The organism is Neobacillus niacini, assembly GCF_036961885.1.
Classification (GTDB): domain Bacteria; phylum Bacillota; class Bacilli; order Bacillales; family Cytobacillaceae; genus Neobacillus; species Neobacillus niacini_H.
Window position 1 is genome coordinate 182,370 of the sequence record NZ_JBALNQ010000029.1, and the last position, 17,519, is coordinate 199,888.

Here is a 17,519-nt window from a genome sequence, read left to right on the forward strand (position 1 = left end):
AAATGGCAATTAGTTTATCAAAAGGTCAAAAGGTAGATTTAACGAAATCAAATCCTGGGTTAACAAATGTTGTAGTAGGATTAGGCTGGGATACAAATAAATATGATGGTGGTAATGATTTCGATTTAGATTCATCCGTATTCCTATTAGGGGAAAATGGTAAAGTTACAAATGAATCAGATTTTGTGTTCTACAATAACCCAAAAGGTGCAAATGGCGCAGTTGTACATAATGGTGATAATCGTACTGGCGAAGGTGATGGAGATGACGAGACAGTTGGCATCAACTTAACTACGATTCCTGCTACTATTCAACGTGTTACTTTTACCATTACGATTCACGATGCAGCAGCTAGAAACCAAAACTTTGGTCAAGTATCAAATGCCTATGCTCGTATTTTCAATGAAGCAAATGGTGAGGAGTTAATCCGTTACGATTTAGGAGAAGATTTCTCTATTGAAACGGCTGTTGTTGTAGGTGAATTATACCGTCATAACGGCGAATGGAAGTTTAGTGCGATTGGCAGCGGCTATCAAGGCGGATTAGCAGCATTGGCAACAGACTTTGGATTATCAGTAGGTTAAACAACTAGAATAAAGACCCAGCATAACGCTGGGTCTTTGAATGAAAACATCTAACATCCAGGAGGAATTTTTTTTATGTCTGTTTTACAAGGAATTATAGATACGTATGCCCAATTTTTTAACTGGGAAATGTGGGGACAGGTTCTCACCGATCCGGTTGCATGGGGATTAATTGGGACCTTGGTTATTCTAGAAGGCTTACTTTCTGCAGATAATGCACTCGTTTTAGCTGTAATGGTTAAGCACTTACCACCCGAACAACGTAAAAAAGCACTTTTCTATGGTTTATTAGGAGCTTATGTTTTCCGTTTTATTGCGATCGGCGTAGGGGTATTCTTAATTAAACTGTGGTGGGTAAAGATTTTAGGTGCAGCTTATCTAGCATGGTTAGCTATTAAATACTTCATGGATAAACGTAAAGCAGCACAAAATGAAGGTGAAGAAGAAGAACACGGCATCAATAAAAATGGATTACTTATCCGTCTATTTGGTACCTTCTGGGGAACCGTTGTTGCTGTAGAAATAATGGACATTGCATTTTCTGTTGACAGCGTCCTTGCTGCATTTGGTGTTAGTGAACAAGTTTGGGTATTATTAGTCGGTGGTATGCTCGGGGTTCTTATGATGCGAGGTATTGCCGGAGTATTCTTGAAGTTAATTGACCGCATTCCAGAGCTTGAAACATCAGCGTATATCTTAATCCTGTTAATTGCAGCAAAAATGTTCGTAGCGGTTTTCGGTATTCACGTTCCACACTCAGCATTCTTTATTATTATCTTACTAACATTCGCAGCTACTTTTGTTGTTCATTTCAGGAACAAAAAGAAAGAAGTGGGCAAAGAATCATAATTATCAACGTATGACAAAAAATGGGGAACAGACGAAAGTCAGTCCCCATTCTTTTTTATCTTAAGGTCGTTTTCGTAACGGTTGTTGTTAAAGTCTTAAAGCCGACTTTAACGTGGCAATAGTTATTTTTCCACCTTTGAATTTAGTTTGCAGGCTCTTTTCTTATCGGATTTATGCTATATTCTGCGAAACACAACACAAATATTTATTTTTTTATTACTAGCTACAAAGTTTAAGAAAAGAGCCTTTATTAAAGGAGTAAATGAGAATGAAATACTTTACCTATTTTTATGAAAATGAGCTCGAGTCATTATTCTTTCAAAAACCTAAAGACTTTAACAAGTATAGTAGTCGAGAACTTTTATCATATGGTTTGGGTGCAACGCTCTACATGCCGGCAACACGACCAAATATTCATCAAGAACTCCTCTCGAAAAAGCATGAGGGGTTAACATCACTTGTCATTGACCTCGAGGATGCCGTTGGGGATATTGAACTGGAAAAAGCAGAATTGCTGCTGGTTGCAGAATTGTTAAAATTACATAGTGAATTCAACAAAAATTATTTAACGATTGACGATTTACCACTCCTGTTTATTCGAATCCGCAATCTTGACCAATTTAAACGGATTAAAGAACAATTAGGTAGTGCCATACAGGTGTTAACTGGCGTGGTATTGCCGAAGTTCAGTGCTGATTCTGGGGAAGCCTTATTAACTGAGGTTGTGAACATTCACACAATGCATAAGCCTTTTTATGCCATGCCGATTTTAGAAAGTGATAAAATTATTCATAAAGAAACTAGAATGACAGAGTTAATGGCGATAAAACATCTGCTCGACCAATATAAAGACAATATTTTGAATGTACGAATTGGTGCAACTGACTTTTGCGGATTATATGGTATTCGCAGAAGTGTTGATACAACGGTTTACGAGATTGCTGTTTTACGAGATTGTATTGCCGATATTATCAATGTTTTTCAAAGGTCAGAAAGTCCGTATGTCATTTCAGGTCCTGTCTGGGAATATTTCTCCTCGAAACCTAGAATGTTAAAACCGCAGCTTAGACAAACCCCTTTTCGTGAACGATATGGGGATGAAGGCTTGAAATGGCGAGCTGAATTAATTGATCAAAATTTGGATGGTCTGATCAGAGAAGTGTTAATGGATATCGCCAATGGTCTTACAGGAAAAACAATCATCCATCCAACGCATATTAAAGCAGTCCAGGCTTTAAATGTTGTAACATACGAGGAATATATTGATGCGTGTACGATTGTTGAATCAGAAAACAGTGAAAATGGAGTTAAGAAAAGTAATTTTTCTAATAAAATGAATGAGATTAAGCCGCATTTATTTTGGGCAAAGAAAATCATTTTAAAATCTCAGCTTTACGGGGTGCTACATGAAGGATACACAAATATCGACCTTATCAAAAAAGACGTATACATATACAATTCTTGATGCAATCACCATTGATATAGAAGAAACGGATAATCCATATCAATTACATCTCGAAGACTTTTTTACGATGGCAGCAAGAATCAATAAGAAACGTTCGTTTCTATTTGTGAGTAAGGTACTCGGAAAACATTTGCCTATCAATCCTAATAAAGGTCTGTTAACAGCTGCTCTTCTTGCGGCAAGATATGCAGAAGCGATAAAAGGATTTGATTGCCCTGTACGGGATAGGTTAGTTGAATTATTCGAACAGAGTGAACCAACTATTGAAATTGGAGCATTTATCAATGAAAGAGTGAACCCAGTTATCATTGGCTTTGCTGAGACAGCGACCGCACTCGGACACGCCTTTTTTGATTGCTTTGAAAATGCTGAGTATTTCCATACAACAAGAGAAGAACTAACCGGGTTAGCACCTATCATTACCTTTGAAGAAGAGCATTCACATGCTACTTCACACCGATGTTATATTCCCTTAGAAATGATTAATAACCATCGAGAAATCATATTAGTTGATGATGAAATGACCACTGGAAAAACAGCTATCAATATTATTCAATCGATCCATGCCCAGTTCCCAAGGACAGAATATACTGTCGTTTCTATTCTTGATTGGCGTTCAGAGGCCAACAAACAACAGTTTAAACAGTTAGAAAGAACATTAGGAATTACGATTAACATTGTAAGTTTGTTGGCCGGAAATGTTCAAGTTAACGAGATTGCCAAGCTGAAAGAACAAAAGGGTCAACAGAATCATTTTTATGAAAAAAAACCATCAATTGAAACCCTATCATTAGCTGACTTTTTTGAAAGTGCGAATGTCAAAGACACTCCACTCATTAAGGAGACAGGGCGTTTTGGGATTACGAGCAGTATTAATCAAAAAATAAGTAGAGCAGCTAGTGTTTTAAGAGAACACAGAACGGGTGAAAAAACACTTTGTTTAGGTACCGGGGAGTTCATGTATATTCCAATGAAATTAGCTGCAGAAATGGGTAGAAACGTCTATTTTCAATCCACAACAAGAAGTCCCATCTATATACAGGATTCACAAGGCTATGGAGCAAGACATGGGATCAACTTTCCTAATCCAGAGAATCGGGAGGTTGCTCATTTCGTTTACAATATTTCTCCAAAGCAATATGATGAGCTATTTATCTTTTTTGAGAGAGAAGTAGCATTGGAAGACCTTCAGATATTATTAGAACAACTGGAAAAAGTACAGTTAAATTCGATCAAAATCGTCTTTTTTATGCATGAATAGGGGTGATAATATGCCGATGAAAACAAAACAGCCTGCTAAAATGGGAAGCTATTCAGAGGATGATGTTATGTTTCTATTAAAGGATTTAAGTGATATCAACCTTGAAGATTCTACGGTTAATCGAGAAATGAGGGTTCAAGCTGGCCAGCATTATAGTGAATCATTGCCGATAGAATACCAGCCTCCAAAGGAATATGTGGATTTATTTTGGAAGACGACAAGTGAGTATAAGCGTAAAGTGGCACTGTGCGTTGGGGTTGTAGCTGAGCAAATCTATCAAGCTAAGGGAAGTCAAACAATCCTAGTCTCTCTTGCAAGAGCAGGTACCCCTGTTGGAGTCCTGTTAAAAAGATATATTCATTTACGCTACGGTATTTCACTCCCTCATTATAGTATTTCGATTATCCGAGACAGAGGCATAGATAAAAATGCGCTTTTGTATATCTTTGCGAAACATCCAGAGGGAAAGATTCAATTCGTGGATGGCTGGACAGGAAAAGGAGCCATTTCAATCGAATTAACAAAGGCATGCCAGGAATTTGAAAAAAAAGGGCAAATAAAGCTTGATGATACACTCGCAGTGATTGCCGATCCTGGCCATTGCACCTCGCTGTATGGAACAAGAGAGGATTTCCTCATTCCAAGTGCTTGTTTAAATTCAACCGTCTCTGGTCTTGTAAGCCGTACGGTGTTAAATGAACAGTATATTGCTAAGGACGATTTTCACGGAGCAAAGTATTACCGCGAGCTGCTATCAAGTGATGTCTCCAATCAATATATAGATTTAATTGCAGCTGAATTTCCCCAGGTCATTCATGAAGCTGAGAAAATGGTTTTACAAAGAAATCAGCTAAAAATTAAAACTGAATTTTTAGGGATGCAGGATGTGAACCGTATCCGAGCTGAATTTGGAATTGAAAATACAAATCTTATTAAACCAGGGGTCGGTGAAACGACACGTGTACTGCTCCGCAGGGTGCCATGGAAAATCCTCATGCGTGATTCTTCTAGTCCGTTTGCGAAACATATTCTAATGCTAGCAGAAGAAAAAGGCGTAGAGGTAGTAGCGTATCCGGAAATGAATTATTTGTGTATGGGGCTAATTAAATCGGTTAAGGGGACAAGTTAATGATAACAGCATCGGATCTTGATCGAACCTTAATGTATTCCGACCGGGCATTAGAAGAATTAGGAGTGCCAGAAAATGTTTTGTTAAAACCGGTGGAACTAAATAAGGGAAAGTGGGCTGGGTATATGACAGCATCTGCTTTTTCCATGTTAAAAAAGATAAATCAGAACAGTTTATTTATCCCGGTGACCACGAGGACGACCGAACAATTTAAACGCTTTATCATTTTTGAGAAAGAAATACCGTTATCCTACGCGATTACCACAAATGGAGCTCAGATTTTGTATAAAGGGCAGCCTTTAAAGGATTGGTCTGACCAAATAACCATTCAATTAAAAAATGGCAGTGCCACTGAGGTAGAATTGGCAGCTGCCTTAAAAAGAGCAGGAATTTTCTTAGATGGGGAAAGAAAGCAGGCTGAAAAGTTATTTTTTTATTTTATATTACATAGTCTGCCAACCCCATTAGATCTCATAGAAATACGGGAGCTAACAGACAAATACGGCTGGAAAGTAAGCCTGCAAGGTAGAAAACTATACTTTATTCCAGATGCTATTAGTAAGGGGAAGGCACTTGAATTTATTTGTAACCGAGAGGGAATGGAAGTAATCGCGGGTGCAGGAGATTCCGTTTTAGATTGGGATTTTCTAAAGAACTGCCGCAATCGATTCGTCCCAAGTCATGGAGAGCTTCTTAAAGTGATGGGACCAGGTGACATCACACTGACAAACCAGCTCGGCGTTGCTGCAGGAGAAGAGATTCTCGAGCATTTCCAAAAGGCTTTATCACTTAAAATCTAAGGTTCTTTTATATAAGGATAGAAGAAATATAAATATATCCAATAAAAAATAGCAAAAGAACCGAAAAAAAATAGGATAGACATACTAACTGTGGCGAGAACGGGCGAAAGTAACAGGGTAAACAGTAAGCATAACCAGAACAAATCGATGATAACGAAGGTTTTCGAGACCATTAAATCCATGATGATATTTAATTCCTCGCTAACATCTTCCATTCTTGGCCGCCTGTATAAAAACCTCATAAAGTCACCTACTTATATATCAGTACTCAAATCATATGTAAGGACAATGAAAAGGGTGAAAATTGAGGAAATTGTCTAAAGGATGAAACATTTTACGATTACTTTCGTATAAACAATGAACCAATTATTTAACTGTGATATGATGATAAAGTATACCCTTACATAATTTTACTGAAAAAAAATCTTTCGCTTATACTGAGGGAAGGGATTATGAATGAATTTATCATACAACCAAATGAATATCCGACCTGTATCCCTTTCGTATGAAAATTGGCTTGATATGCTGAATAAGCCGCTGTCTGAACGGCCAGAATTTTCACTAGACAAGGGAACTATTCAGATTGGTCAAGTACGGGGGAAATTTCTCGGCATTCCGATTGACAGTGATGAGTATTATAATCGGCTTTTCGAGTATGTGTCATCACCCGAACCTGGCTTACATTTATTGAGCGAAGAATCACTAAATAAAACGATTGATAATCAACACTTTCAAGCGATTCAAAAGGTTCTGAATATCAGCCAGGAACAAAAGCTTTCCATCAATCGATTTACTGCTTTTCTTGACGGTGAGCAGCTTTTGTATAAATCAACGGTCCCGGCGATCCATCGGAAAATAAGAGAAGCAATGATAAGCACACTTGAACTGTTTACAAATCGTGAAAAGGATGGCTTAAAAAATCACGAATTAAGAAGAGTTCTTGTGGACGTGATTAAATGGTCGATGAACCATTTAAATCCCCTGCTGGATGGTGTTGACCTACAATCGGGAATGCCAAAATTCTTATGGTATGGCGATATAAAAAGAAGTCAGCCTTATTTTGTCTATTTTTTATTGAAGCTTGGCTGTGATTTAGTTATTTTTCATCCTGAAGGCAAGGATATGTTAGCTGGGTTTAGCGACGAAGAAATCTTTACGCATCATTTTCCAAATAAGCAGCAAGCTGAACCATTTCCAAAAGAAAGAAGAAATCGCCAAACCACTGTCGCCTATCGTGCATCCCGAGAGATTGAGAATATTCTCCATCAGGAAGGAGCAGGACTTTATAAACCATGGCAGTTAAGGGATTACACGCCATCTTCCATTACCTTAAAAACAACCTATGATGAATTATTTATTCTTGGGAAAGAAATCGCAATGGTACGGCCAGGCTTTGAGGTGGAAAACAGTCAAGTTAAAATACCATCACTCTTTGCTAAAGTTCAGGGTGTTAGTAAAAACCGCAAAGAGTATTGGGATCGCATTCAAAATCTTTCAGAATTCGAGAATAGCCTGCTGATTCGTCAATTACCATTTACTTGGTCAAGCTCCAACGACTTTCGTTTTCATTACCGGAACGCACTTGGGCGAGATGGTTTATTAAACCCTGAAGTAATGATGCAGGCCCATTATTGGCCCTATTCCTTTTTGCCGAGTGGATTGCAAAAAGGAATTGCCAATGCGATTCGACGAATTTGCGAAAAGCCTAGTTTAAAGTCGCAGCCAGGGGAAAACATGGAAGAGGTAAGTATCTATTTATTTAGTCAGGCGATGTTTACACCGAAAGAAATTATTCAATTAATGGAGAAGTTCGATTATTCACAGCATGTGCCGAAGTTAATGATTTATAACAATGAGTGCCGCGGTATGCTTTCCAGATCTGATGCTGCCCTGCTGTTACTCCTAAACCAATTCGGTATTGATATAATTGTATATAACCCGCCAGGACATAATGATATTGAAAACTTTCTCCATGAACGTTTATTCGATACCCACTGGCTGGAGGATGTTGTATTTGAATTAGAATATAAGGAGCCTTTCAAGTTGAAAAAAGGATTCTTTCAAGGTTTCTTAAAAAATTTAAGGGGAGATTAAAGCGTGAATCTACAAAAAAATCAATCTACAAGCATAATGACAACAACAGATGATACCCTGAATGAAGCGAAGATTTCAGACATTAAGCTTGCCCTTCGAAAGGAAACGGAAGTTCAAAATTTGGCAAGGTCAATCGATGAGAGAGACCAGATCAAAATCTTGGAATTTGGGAAAGAGCCTGCTGTTCAAATCTCCCGTTTTTCTGACCAAATCTTAGGAAATATGCGTACCACAAAGGTGGAGGATTCCGGCGAGCTTCTGAAACAGCTTACCAAAATTATGGATAGGTTCGACCCAAAGGACTTTCAAAAAACCTCTAGTGGATTTTTCGGAAAGCTCTTTAAAAAGGGCGAAAAGATGATGGAAAAAGTTTTTGGCAAATACCAATCCATGGGCTCGGAAATTGATAAGGTTTACGTGGAAATTTCCAAGTACCAGCACGAAATGGTCGATTCAACGAAAATGCTGGAGAATATGTATGAGCAAAACTACCAGTTTTATATGACGCTGGAAAAATACGTAGTTGCCGGTGAGCTCAAGGTTGAGGAATTAAAAAACAACCAATTGCCACAGCTTGAAGCACGAGTTGCCGCAGGTGATCAGATGGCTTCCATGCAGCTAGACTCACTTAAAAATGCTGTAGAGCTATTGGAACAACGGATTTATGACCTTGAAATGGCGAAGATGGTTTCCCTGCAGACTGCACCGCAAATTCGCTTGCTGCAGCGCGGAAATACCAAGCTGATTGGAAAAATTAATTCTGCCTTTGTCACGACGATTCCGATTTTTAAAAATGGCTTAATTCAAGCGGTTGCTGCCAAAAGACAAAAGCTTGTTGCTGATTCAATGAGTGAGCTAGACCGCCGCACAAATGAAATGCTTCTGAAAAATGCCTCAAACATTTCGAAGCAAAGCACAGATATTGCAAGGCTTGCAGGTGGTCCGAGCATTAAAATTGAGACCATTGAAGAGTCTTGGAACATAATTATTAAAGGTATGCAGGAAACAAGGGCAATTGAAGAAGAAAATAAGCGCCTGCGTGTAGAAGGAACAAAGCGCTTAGAACAACTGCAAGACAATTTTAAACAACTGAAACAACAATACTAAATTATTGTTAAATAAAAAAACTAATGAGGTGAATGATTTGGCTATTAGCTTACAAAAAGGTCAAAGAGTAGATTTAACAAAAGGGAACCCAGGGCTTTCTAAAATCTTAGTAGGTTTGGGCTGGGATCCAGTTCAAACAGGTAAAAGCGGAGGCGGCGGTCTCTTCGGTGGATTATTTGGTGGCGGCGGAGCAGGTGGCGGTGCTAATATAGACTGTGATGCATCCGTCATTATGCTTGGTGCAAATGATAGAATTCAAAACAATAAAGATGTCATTTATTTTGGTAATTTAAAGAGTAATGATGGTAGCGTTCAGCACTCTGGTGACAACTTAACAGGTGACGGAGACGGTGACGACGAGCAAGTGATGGTCGATTTAAGCCGTGTTCCAGCAAGCGTTCAAAAGCTTGTATTTGTCGTTAACATCTATGATTGTGTTAAAAGAAAGCAGCATTTCGGGATGATTCGTAATGCGTTTATTCGTGTGGTTAATCCATCAAACAATAATGAATTGATTCGTTATAATCTTTCAGATGATTATAATGGTAATACATCTTTAGTGGTTGGGGAAATTTACCGTCACAACACAGAGTGGAAATTCGGCGCTGTTGGAACTGGCACAAACGCTGCTAGCTTAAGTGAAGTAGTTCGTTCTTATTCATAATTTTTAGGAACAAGCATACTTGTTCCTTGCTATAGAAAGTTTGGCGAAGAGGTGAGATAATTGGGAATTAATTTATCTAAGGGACAAAGAATTGATTTAACAAAAACAAATCCTGGCCTAACAAAGGCAGTGATTGGTCTTGGTTGGGATACAAACCGCTATTCTGGCGGACAGGACTTCGATCTTGACGCATCTGCATTTTTAACAGACGCGAACGGACGAGTTACTCAGGACTTAGACTTTATTTTCTATAATAATTTAGTTCATGCCTCTGGCGGTGTCGAGCATACGGGAGATAATCGCACAGGTGAAGGCGACGGGGATGACGAACAAATCAGGATTGAATTCAACAAGGTTCCGGCTCATGTCCATCGGATTGCAATTTCGGTGACAATTCACGATGCAGACTCCCGAAATCAAAACTTTGGACAAGTATCCAATGCGTTTGCTAGGCTTTTTGATGAAGAAACTAATCGTGAAATTCTTCGCTTCGATCTAGGTGAGGATTTTTCAGTTGAAACAGCAGTCGTCATTTGTGAGCTCTATCGTCACAACGGTGAATGGAAATTCAATGCTATCGGCAGTGGATTTTCAGGCGGTCTAGCCGCACTTTGTCGGAATTATGGTCTAGAAGTATAGATAATTAAAGAAAAGCTGCTAACTTGGCAGCTTTTCTTTGCGTTTTTGGAACTGAAAAATAGTAATTTCCGCCACTAAACCCTTTAACTCACCAATTTTACAACCCTTCTACCATGTTATAATTCTAGTAAGTATTTGATTTACTAGGAGGATGATAATATGCGTAAATGGGTTGTTTCCTCCATTATTGCCGGATTGTTACTATCGATGATTACTACCTCGCAAGCCTCATTTGACAGCGTTTTGTTAGCGGATTATCCGAGAAACTCTGAACTCTATCAACTTTTAAATACAGATTCATCCCTTGAATCACTAAACCAAATGATCGAATTACCAAAAACCCTTTTTGACGAAAAAGAAGCTGCTGCGATTATAAATCGAATTGGTCAATTACCAGAAACTCTTTTGATAAAAAGCAATAACCAAGGCATTATACTTAAACTCTTTACAGGAAAATTAACGGATAACCGTACAGCCCGCTATCTAGCAGGACAGATACCAAGAGGCTATCACTCACAAACAACGTGGGATGAAGTACCTGGTATTGGCGGCTCACAAGTAGTTTTGGTCAAAATTGGTCACAGTGAAAAAGGGAAAGGACACGGCTCCGTCAACTTAGAACTTCATGAACTTGCCCATTCAATTGACAGTCTCGTCTATCAAAATATAAGTAAAAGTAGAAAGTTTCAATTGGTTTGGGAGGAGGAGAGAGGAAAAATGTTCCCTGGGAACTCCTATTTTATCCTGCATGCAGAAGAGTACTTTGCTGAAGCCTTTGCCATGTATTACTTAAATGAAGACACGAACGAACAATTACAGGTTATAGCACCAGAGACATTTGCATTCATTAAAAGTTTAAATTAATTTTTATGACATTCTAACCTATGCTTTGTCGTCATGTTTTGATAAAATGAAAAAATATGGAGACTGACAAGGGAGTGGCAAAGTTGAAGCAATATTTAGAGCTATGCGAGCATGTTTTGAAGAATGGACATGAAAAAGGGGATCGTACCGGAACCGGAACGATTAGTACCTTTGGATACCAAATGAGATTTGACTTACAGGAAGGCTTTCCATTATTAACGACCAAAAAGCTTCATTTAAAATCCATTATCTATGAATTGCTTTGGTTTTTAAATGGGGATACCAATGTCCGCTACCTGCAGGAAAATGGAGTGCGCATCTGGAATGAGTGGGCCGACGAAAACGGAGAATTAGGACCGGTTTACGGACATCAATGGCGTTCATGGACTGGTGCAGATGGAACAACAGTGGACCAAATTAGTGATTTAATTGATCAAATCAAAAATAATCCTAACTCAAGAAGACTCATTGTAAATGCTTGGAATGTAGCGGAAATTGATAAAATGGCATTGGCACCATGTCATTGCTTGTTCCAATTTTACGTATCAGATGGTAAACTATCCTGTCATTTGTACCAACGATCAGCGGATGTTTTTCTTGGCGTACCGTTCAATATTGCCTCTTATGCACTACTGACAATGATGATTGCACAGGTATGTGATTTGGAGCCAGGCGAATTTGTACACACCTTTGGTGACGTTCATATTTATCAAAATCATCTGGAACAAGTAAATTTGCAATTGAGCAGGGAGCCTCGTTCAGTACCAAAAATGAAAATTAATCCAAATGTGAAGGATATTTTCTCATTTGCATTTGAAGATTTCATTTTAGAAGGTTATGATCCACATCCACATATTAAAGGCGTGGTCTCGGTATGATTTCTTTTATTGTAGCAATGGATGAAAATAAAGTCATTGGCAAGGATAATCAATTGCCATGGCATTTACCAGAGGATTTAAAGTTCTTCAAAAGAACAACAATGGGTCACCCGATTGCAATGGGAAGAAAAACGCATGAATCCATTGGCAGAGCTCTCCCGGGCAGAGAAAATATCGTGATTACCCGTCAATTAGATTACGACAGCGATAATGTGACAATTTTCTACTCGATTGAGGAATTTGTAGAATATTGCAGAAATCAAGAGGAAGAAATCTTCGTAATTGGCGGGGCAGAAATTTTCAAAGAGACCTTTGCCTTTGCCGATCGTCTTTACATAACACATATATACGAAGAGTTTGAAGGTGATACCTATTTCCCTGATTTCAACGAACGTGACTGGGAGTTTGTTTCCAGTGAAAAAGGAATAAAAGACGAAAAAAACCCTTATAAGTATGAATATAGAATTTATGATCGTATTTTAAAAGGCAGCCATTAAACGGCTGCATTCACAAGAAAAGAAGCATCGCTGCCGATGCTTCTTGCTTTTTTAAAAGTATGACCCATTTAATTCATAATCAGCTAGTTTATCAAGCATTCCTCTGAATTCATCTGGATGGCAGAAGTCTTCCTCATGAAAATGTGCTTTCACCCATTGAATTAATTCGGTGGGGCTATTAAAGTATTCACCGCTTCGATCACTTTTACGAATCATGTACCTTCCATTATCCTCATCGATGGTGACTTCTACTGGCAAGGCTCCATCAAAACTACTGAGTGAAAATTCCATCTTCATCACATCCATTCAACTAAATTTAAGTTTAAATTAGTATATGTTACTGTTGATGAAATTATAAACGAATAAACACCTAATTGTCAAAATATTTATACAATTTGACAAAAGAATTTACATTGACTTTAAAGGTTGTTCTTGATAAATTGTTAAGTGTAATACGGAAAAAATAAATGCTAAATATCACACTTTTGTAGTTTTTCAGGATTATGTGAAATTAATATGAATTATTTCGATTTTTCAACGCAAAAAAGTATATCAGTACTATAATCGTAGTAGAAAGATAATTAACTAAAGGGGATGTATATGAATGTTCTCAAATATTGGAATTCCAGGATTAATCCTTATCTTAACTCTAGCGCTTATCATCTTCGGACCTAAGAAGCTACCTGAAATCGGTCGTGCATTCGGACAAACATTAAAGGAGTTCAAAAAGTCAACTCGTGAGCTTACAGACGATGTAATGAAGGACGTTGAAGAGGAAAAGCAAAAATTGACAAAATAAAAGGTGTAAGATTCATTCTTGCACCTTTTTTTCTTCATTGGTCTTTTTGACTATTTAAATGGTGGTAAACGTACTTACTCTTAAACAAAACATTTTCAACCTTTGAAATTGGCAGGGGAATTACATGGAAGATAAAGAATTACAATTAGTTGATCATTTAGATGAATTGCGAAAACGAATTATTATCTCTGCAATTGCATTTGTAGCTTTTTTCATTGTCGGATTTATTTATGTTACCGATATTTATAGTTGGCTGGTTCGTGATCTTGATGTTAAATTAATCGTCCTTGGACCGAGCGATATCATTTGGGTCTACTTCATGATTGCGACTGTTATTGCGATTGCAGGAACCATTCCAGTGCTAGCAAGCCAGTTATGGATGTTCGTCAAGCCGGCACTTAAACCGCTTGAAAGGAAAATAACTCTATCCTATATTCCAGCACTATTTATTTTATTTATAGTTGGACTGGCATTTGGTTATTTTGTTATCTTCCCGATGGTACTCGAGTTTTTAGTTAACATGGGAGCAGAAATGTTTGTAACGAATTTTACAGCTGATCGATATTTCCGCTTTATTTTGAATATGACCCTTCCGTTTGGTGTATTGTTCGAACTGCCAGCGGTCGTGATGTTCCTAACTTCATTAGGGATTATTAATCCATTTGTTTTAGCAAAAATTCGAAAATATGCTTATTTCGTATTAATCCTGATTGCGATTGTTATTACACCTCCAGATTTTATGTCGGATTTTGTAGTGACGTTGCCATTGTTATTACTATATGAAATCTCTATTAACTTATCAAAGATTGTCTATAAAAAAAGAATGAAAAAGCTCCAGGAACAAGAAGAGGAGTTTGCAGAAGAAGCATAAAATAAAGCGATAAAGGCCCTCAGAGATTCAATTCTCTGCAGGCTTTTTTTTGTGAAAAATAATATTTCCAACTTTTCTATTAAAAAAACATTAACAATACAGTTAAGGAATCTTTGTGTATTTTTTTGAAAATTCAGGACGAAGGTCGTCGATTTATACTACAATTTTCTTGAAATCATGTTTTTACCATTTATGGTATATGGAGGGGAAACGGATGAAGAGACAGAAAACCGTGTATGAAGCGGCTATCGACCATGGAGTTAGCCGGCGTGACTTCCTCAAGATGTGTACGGCATTAGCAGCCACGTTAGGGTTGGACTATACTCAGTCTGATCAAGTGGTTAAAGCAATGGAAATTAAAAAGAGAGTACCGGTGGTTTGGCTGCAGTTCCAAGACTGCACAGGCTGTTCAGAATCATTTATTCGCTCATCACAGCCAAAAACAGAAAACGTCTTGCTAGAAATGATATCACTCGAATACTCCGAAGTATTATCCGCACCATCTGGACACCAAGCAGAAGCAGCGATGAAACAGGTTTTAAAAGATTATCATGGTGAATTTATCCTTGCCGTGGAAGGTAGTATACCTGATGACGGTGCCTTCTCAACCGCTGGCGGCGTGTCAGCAAAAGAGACATTCCTTGAGATGGCAGCAGGAGCTCAAGCTATTATCGCATATGGGTCATGCTCATCTTGGGGAGGTATTGCTGCAGCACATCCGAACCCAACTGGCGCAAAGCCTGTTACTAGTTTTGTAAAAGATACTCCAACCATCCTTGTTCCTGGCTGTCCGCCAATTGCAGAGGTCATGACAGGTGTTATCGCACATATTATCACATTCGGAAAGTTACCAGAATTAGACCATTTTGGCCGTCCTAAAGCCTTTTACCGTCATCGTATTCATGATAAATGCAATCGACGTGCGTATTTTGACGCAGGGCTTTTTGTTGAATCGTTTGATGATGAAGGGGCCAAGCAAGGGTATTGTTTATACAAGGTTGGCTGTAAAGGACCAACCACTTATAACTCCTGTGCAGAAATGCGTTGGAATGGCGGTGTTAGCTATCCAATCCAATCAGGTAATCCGTGTATTGGCTGCTCGGAACAGAACTTCTGGGATAATGGACCGTTCTATACACGGAGGGCGAAAATCCCAGGAACACAAACAACGATTAATCCAGATACGGTCGGCTTAGCTGTTATTGGAGCAACAACCGCAGGAATTGCCGTCCATGCAACTGGAACGGTAATTAAGAAAAAGATTGATGACAAACGAGGTGCAGAACATGAGTGAACGAATAGTTGTTGATCCGATTACGAGAATAGAAGGACATCTTCGTGTTGAAGTAGATGTTGATGAAAACGGTGTCATTAAAGATGCATTTAGTTCTGGAACATCTGTCCGTGGACTCGAACTAATTGTAAGAGACCGAGACCCGCGTGATGTTTGGGCATATGTTCAACGGATTTGCGGTGTTTGTACAACCACGCATGCGCTGGCGTCCATTCGTTCTGTCGAAGACGCACTGCAAATTAAAATCCCAAGAAATGCTCAGTTAATTCGGGATATTATGAACGAAGCCCAGTTTGTTCATGACCATGTTGTCCATTTCTATCACTTGCACGCATTAGACTGGGTCGATGTTGTGAGCGCCACAAACGCGGATCCAGCTGAAACATCGAGGATTGCCCAATCAATTTCAAGCTGGCCAAAATCATCACCAGGCTATTTTACGGATGTACAAAATAAAGTGAAGAAATTGGTGGCCAGCGGGCAATTAGGTATTTTCGCTAATGGCTATTGGGGCCATAAGGCTTACAAGCTGCCGCCAGAAGTAAACCTGCTCGCCGTTGCTCACTATTTAGAGGCTTTAGATTGGCAAAAAGAAATTGTTAAAATCCATACCATTTTCGGCGGGAAAAATCCACACCCACATTATGTAGTTGGCGGCATGGCAACACCGCTTGATATTGATAGTGATAATGGGATTCATGCTGAACGATTAATGCACGTTTCCCGGCTAATAGATGAAGCACAACAATTTGTCAACCAAGTATATATTCCTGATTTACTGGCAATTGGTTCCTTCTACAAGGACTGGACGTATGGCGGCGGCATAAACAATTACCTTTGCTATGGTGATTTCTCGACCGGGGATATTTACGATACAAAGCTATACAGAATGCCAAGAGGTATTGTCCTGAATGGAAACCTTAAGGAAGTATTAGATGTTGATTTGAAGGACCCTAAGCATGTTCAGGAATTTATTGATCATTCTTGGTATACCTATGACGGAAAACGTGCTGGTAAAGGGAAGCATCCATTTGATGGTGAAACAACCTTTGATTACACAGGCCCGAAAGCTCCGTTTAAAACATTGGATACCGAAAAAGAGTATAGCTGGCTGAAAGCACCACGTTGGAAAGGTCATCCAATGGAAACCGGTCCATTAGCAAGGATGATGGTTGGTTATGCATCAGGAAGAGAAGAAATCGTCAATATTGTCGATGATACGTTGAAAAAGCTTGAACTACCAGTATCTGCCTTGCAATCAGCGCTTGGACGTACGGTTGCTCGTGGTCTTGAAACAAAACTCATTTCAGGCTGGCTTAGAGATGATATGGATAAACTCTTAAAAAATATTAAGGGTGGCAACCAAGTTACATTTGACCGAACCAAGTGGGAGCCAAGCACATGGCCAGAACGTGCTAAGGGAGTGGGCTGGATAGAAGCTCCACGCGGTGCACTTGGGCATTGGATTGATATAAAGGATGGAAAAACAGAGAATTACCAAGCCGTTGTTCCATCGACTTGGAACGCTTCACCCAGGGACGCTAAAAACAAAATTGGCGCCTATGAAGCCGCTCTAATCGGAACACAAATGCTCGATAAACACCAGCCTTTAGAAATTATGCGCATTATTCACTCATTTGATCCATGTCTTGCATGTGCCGTTCACTTAACAGATTTGGAAACGAACAATACGACAGAAATCCGTTTGGGTTAGGGGTGAAATA

General features: G+C 38.8%; 18 protein-coding genes. 17 read left to right on the top strand and 1 reads right to left on the bottom strand.

Annotated elements, in window-relative coordinates:
- Window positions 1–2 precede the first annotated feature (2 nt).
- The 13 genes from V7124_RS13965 to V7124_RS14025 all read left to right on the top strand — a co-directional run bounded on the left by V7124_RS13965 (window position 3) and on the right by V7124_RS14025 (window position 12,831).
- The gene (locus V7124_RS13965) at window positions 3–584 is read left to right on the top strand and encodes a TerD family protein (RefSeq protein WP_335408319.1); all 582 of its coding nucleotides are present in this window, start codon (window positions 3–5) and stop codon (window positions 582–584) included.
- A gap of 75 nt (window positions 585–659) precedes the next feature.
- Window positions 660–1,433 carry a TerC family protein gene (locus tag V7124_RS13970; RefSeq protein WP_335408317.1) on the top strand — a complete coding sequence of 258 codons (774 nt, stop codon included), beginning with the start codon at window positions 660–662 and terminating at the stop codon, window positions 1,431–1,433.
- Between the two features lie 268 nt (window positions 1,434–1,701).
- Entirely contained in the window at window positions 1,702–2,898 is a 1,197-nt protein-coding gene (locus V7124_RS13975) for an HpcH/HpaI aldolase/citrate lyase family protein (RefSeq protein ID WP_335408316.1), read from the top strand.
- A complete protein-coding gene (locus V7124_RS13980) occupies window positions 2,840–4,159 on the top strand; it encodes a phosphoribosyltransferase family protein (RefSeq protein WP_335490017.1) in 1,320 nt (439 codons plus the stop codon). The genes V7124_RS13975 and V7124_RS13980 overlap by 59 nt, the downstream gene beginning before the upstream one ends.
- A gap of 10 nt (window positions 4,160–4,169) precedes the next feature.
- Window positions 4,170–5,288 carry a cysteine protease StiP family protein gene (locus V7124_RS13985; protein ID WP_335490019.1) on the top strand — a complete coding sequence of 373 codons (1,119 nt, stop codon included), beginning with the start codon at window positions 4,170–4,172 and terminating at the stop codon, window positions 5,286–5,288.
- A complete protein-coding gene (locus V7124_RS13990; protein WP_335408310.1) occupies window positions 5,288–6,088 on the top strand; it encodes an HAD family hydrolase in 801 nt (266 codons plus the stop codon). The genes V7124_RS13985 and V7124_RS13990 overlap by 1 nt, the downstream gene beginning before the upstream one ends.
- A 456-nt stretch (window positions 6,089–6,544) precedes the next feature.
- Window positions 6,545–8,182, top strand: coding sequence for a YceG family protein (locus V7124_RS13995; RefSeq protein ID WP_335408308.1), 1,638 nt, complete (start codon window positions 6,545–6,547; stop codon window positions 8,180–8,182).
- Between the two features lie 36 nt (window positions 8,183–8,218).
- Entirely contained in the window at window positions 8,219–9,289 is a 1,071-nt protein-coding gene (locus tag V7124_RS14000; RefSeq protein ID WP_335408391.1) for a toxic anion resistance protein, read from the top strand.
- A gap of 37 nt (window positions 9,290–9,326) precedes the next feature.
- A complete protein-coding gene (locus V7124_RS14005) occupies window positions 9,327–9,953 on the top strand; it encodes a TerD family protein (RefSeq protein ID WP_335490021.1) in 627 nt (208 codons plus the stop codon).
- 60 nt (window positions 9,954–10,013) lie between these two features.
- Window positions 10,014–10,592, top strand: coding sequence for a TerD family protein (locus tag V7124_RS14010; RefSeq protein ID WP_335408305.1), 579 nt, complete (start codon window positions 10,014–10,016; stop codon window positions 10,590–10,592).
- Between the two features lie 159 nt (window positions 10,593–10,751).
- Window positions 10,752–11,456, top strand: coding sequence for an anthrax toxin lethal factor-related metalloendopeptidase (locus V7124_RS14015; RefSeq protein WP_335408303.1), 705 nt, complete (start codon window positions 10,752–10,754; stop codon window positions 11,454–11,456).
- 74 nt (window positions 11,457–11,530) lie between these two features.
- A complete protein-coding gene (locus V7124_RS14020; protein WP_335408301.1) occupies window positions 11,531–12,334 on the top strand; it encodes a thymidylate synthase in 804 nt (267 codons plus the stop codon).
- Complete coding sequence (locus tag V7124_RS14025; RefSeq protein WP_335490024.1) at window positions 12,331–12,831, top strand: dihydrofolate reductase; 501 nt, start codon at window positions 12,331–12,333, stop codon at window positions 12,829–12,831. The genes V7124_RS14020 and V7124_RS14025 overlap by 4 nt, the downstream gene beginning before the upstream one ends.
- Window positions 12,832–12,882: 51 nt before the next feature.
- Here the strand turns inward: V7124_RS14025 and V7124_RS14030 are convergent, their stop codons facing one another.
- The gene (locus V7124_RS14030; protein ID WP_335408298.1) at window positions 12,883–13,122 is read right to left on the bottom strand and encodes a hypothetical protein; all 240 of its coding nucleotides are present in this window, start codon (window positions 13,120–13,122) and stop codon (window positions 12,883–12,885) included.
- 313 nt (window positions 13,123–13,435) lie between these two features.
- On the opposite strand from V7124_RS14030, the gene V7124_RS14035 reads away from it, so the two are divergent.
- From V7124_RS14035 to V7124_RS14050, 4 genes are all read left to right on the top strand, one after another.
- On the top strand, window positions 13,436–13,630 hold the full coding sequence (locus tag V7124_RS14035) for a twin-arginine translocase TatA/TatE family subunit (RefSeq protein ID WP_090757740.1): 195 nt from the start codon (window positions 13,436–13,438) through the stop codon (window positions 13,628–13,630).
- Between the two features lie 124 nt (window positions 13,631–13,754).
- On the top strand, window positions 13,755–14,501 hold the full coding sequence (gene tatC / locus V7124_RS14040) for a twin-arginine translocase subunit TatC (RefSeq protein WP_335408296.1): 747 nt from the start codon (window positions 13,755–13,757) through the stop codon (window positions 14,499–14,501).
- A 214-nt stretch (window positions 14,502–14,715) separates the two neighbouring features.
- Window positions 14,716–15,795: a hydrogenase small subunit gene (locus V7124_RS14045; RefSeq protein ID WP_335408294.1), complete on the top strand. Its 1,080-nt coding sequence runs from the start codon at window positions 14,716–14,718 to the stop codon at window positions 15,793–15,795.
- On the top strand, window positions 15,788–17,509 hold the full coding sequence (locus V7124_RS14050; protein ID WP_335490026.1) for a nickel-dependent hydrogenase large subunit: 1,722 nt from the start codon (window positions 15,788–15,790) through the stop codon (window positions 17,507–17,509). The genes V7124_RS14045 and V7124_RS14050 overlap by 8 nt, the downstream gene beginning before the upstream one ends.
- The last annotated feature ends 10 nt before the right edge of the window (window positions 17,510–17,519 follow it).

What these genes read in the sequence shown, in the direction of transcription:
- V7124_RS13965 (WP_335408319.1), top strand. Translation starts at nt 3, where the DNA reads ATGGCAATTAGTTTATCAAAAGGTCAAAAGGTAGATTTAACGAAATCA.
- V7124_RS13970 (WP_335408317.1), top strand. Translation starts at nt 660, where the DNA reads ATGTCTGTTTTACAAGGAATTATAGATACGTATGCCCAATTTTTTAAC.
- V7124_RS13975 (WP_335408316.1), top strand. Translation starts at nt 1,702, where the DNA reads ATGAAATACTTTACCTATTTTTATGAAAATGAGCTCGAGTCATTATTC.
- V7124_RS13980 (WP_335490017.1), top strand. Translation starts at nt 2,840, where the DNA reads ATGAAGGATACACAAATATCGACCTTATCAAAAAAGACGTATACATAT.
- V7124_RS13985 (WP_335490019.1), top strand. Translation starts at nt 4,170, where the DNA reads ATGCCGATGAAAACAAAACAGCCTGCTAAAATGGGAAGCTATTCAGAG.
- V7124_RS13990 (WP_335408310.1), top strand. Translation starts at nt 5,288, where the DNA reads ATGATAACAGCATCGGATCTTGATCGAACCTTAATGTATTCCGACCGG.
- V7124_RS13995 (WP_335408308.1), top strand. Translation starts at nt 6,545, where the DNA reads ATGAATTTATCATACAACCAAATGAATATCCGACCTGTATCCCTTTCG.
- V7124_RS14000 (WP_335408391.1), top strand. Translation starts at nt 8,219, where the DNA reads ATGACAACAACAGATGATACCCTGAATGAAGCGAAGATTTCAGACATT.
- V7124_RS14015 (WP_335408303.1), top strand. Translation starts at nt 10,752, where the DNA reads ATGCGTAAATGGGTTGTTTCCTCCATTATTGCCGGATTGTTACTATCG.
- V7124_RS14025 (WP_335490024.1), top strand. Translation starts at nt 12,331, where the DNA reads ATGATTTCTTTTATTGTAGCAATGGATGAAAATAAAGTCATTGGCAAG.
- V7124_RS14030 (WP_335408298.1), bottom strand. Translation starts at nt 13,122, where the DNA reads ATGGAATTTTCACTCAGTAGTTTTGATGGAGCCTTGCCAGTAGAAGTC.
- V7124_RS14035 (WP_090757740.1), top strand. Translation starts at nt 13,436, where the DNA reads ATGTTCTCAAATATTGGAATTCCAGGATTAATCCTTATCTTAACTCTA.
- tatC (WP_335408296.1), top strand. Translation starts at nt 13,755, where the DNA reads ATGGAAGATAAAGAATTACAATTAGTTGATCATTTAGATGAATTGCGA.
- V7124_RS14045 (WP_335408294.1), top strand. Translation starts at nt 14,716, where the DNA reads ATGAAGAGACAGAAAACCGTGTATGAAGCGGCTATCGACCATGGAGTT.
- V7124_RS14050 (WP_335490026.1), top strand. Translation starts at nt 15,788, where the DNA reads ATGAGTGAACGAATAGTTGTTGATCCGATTACGAGAATAGAAGGACAT.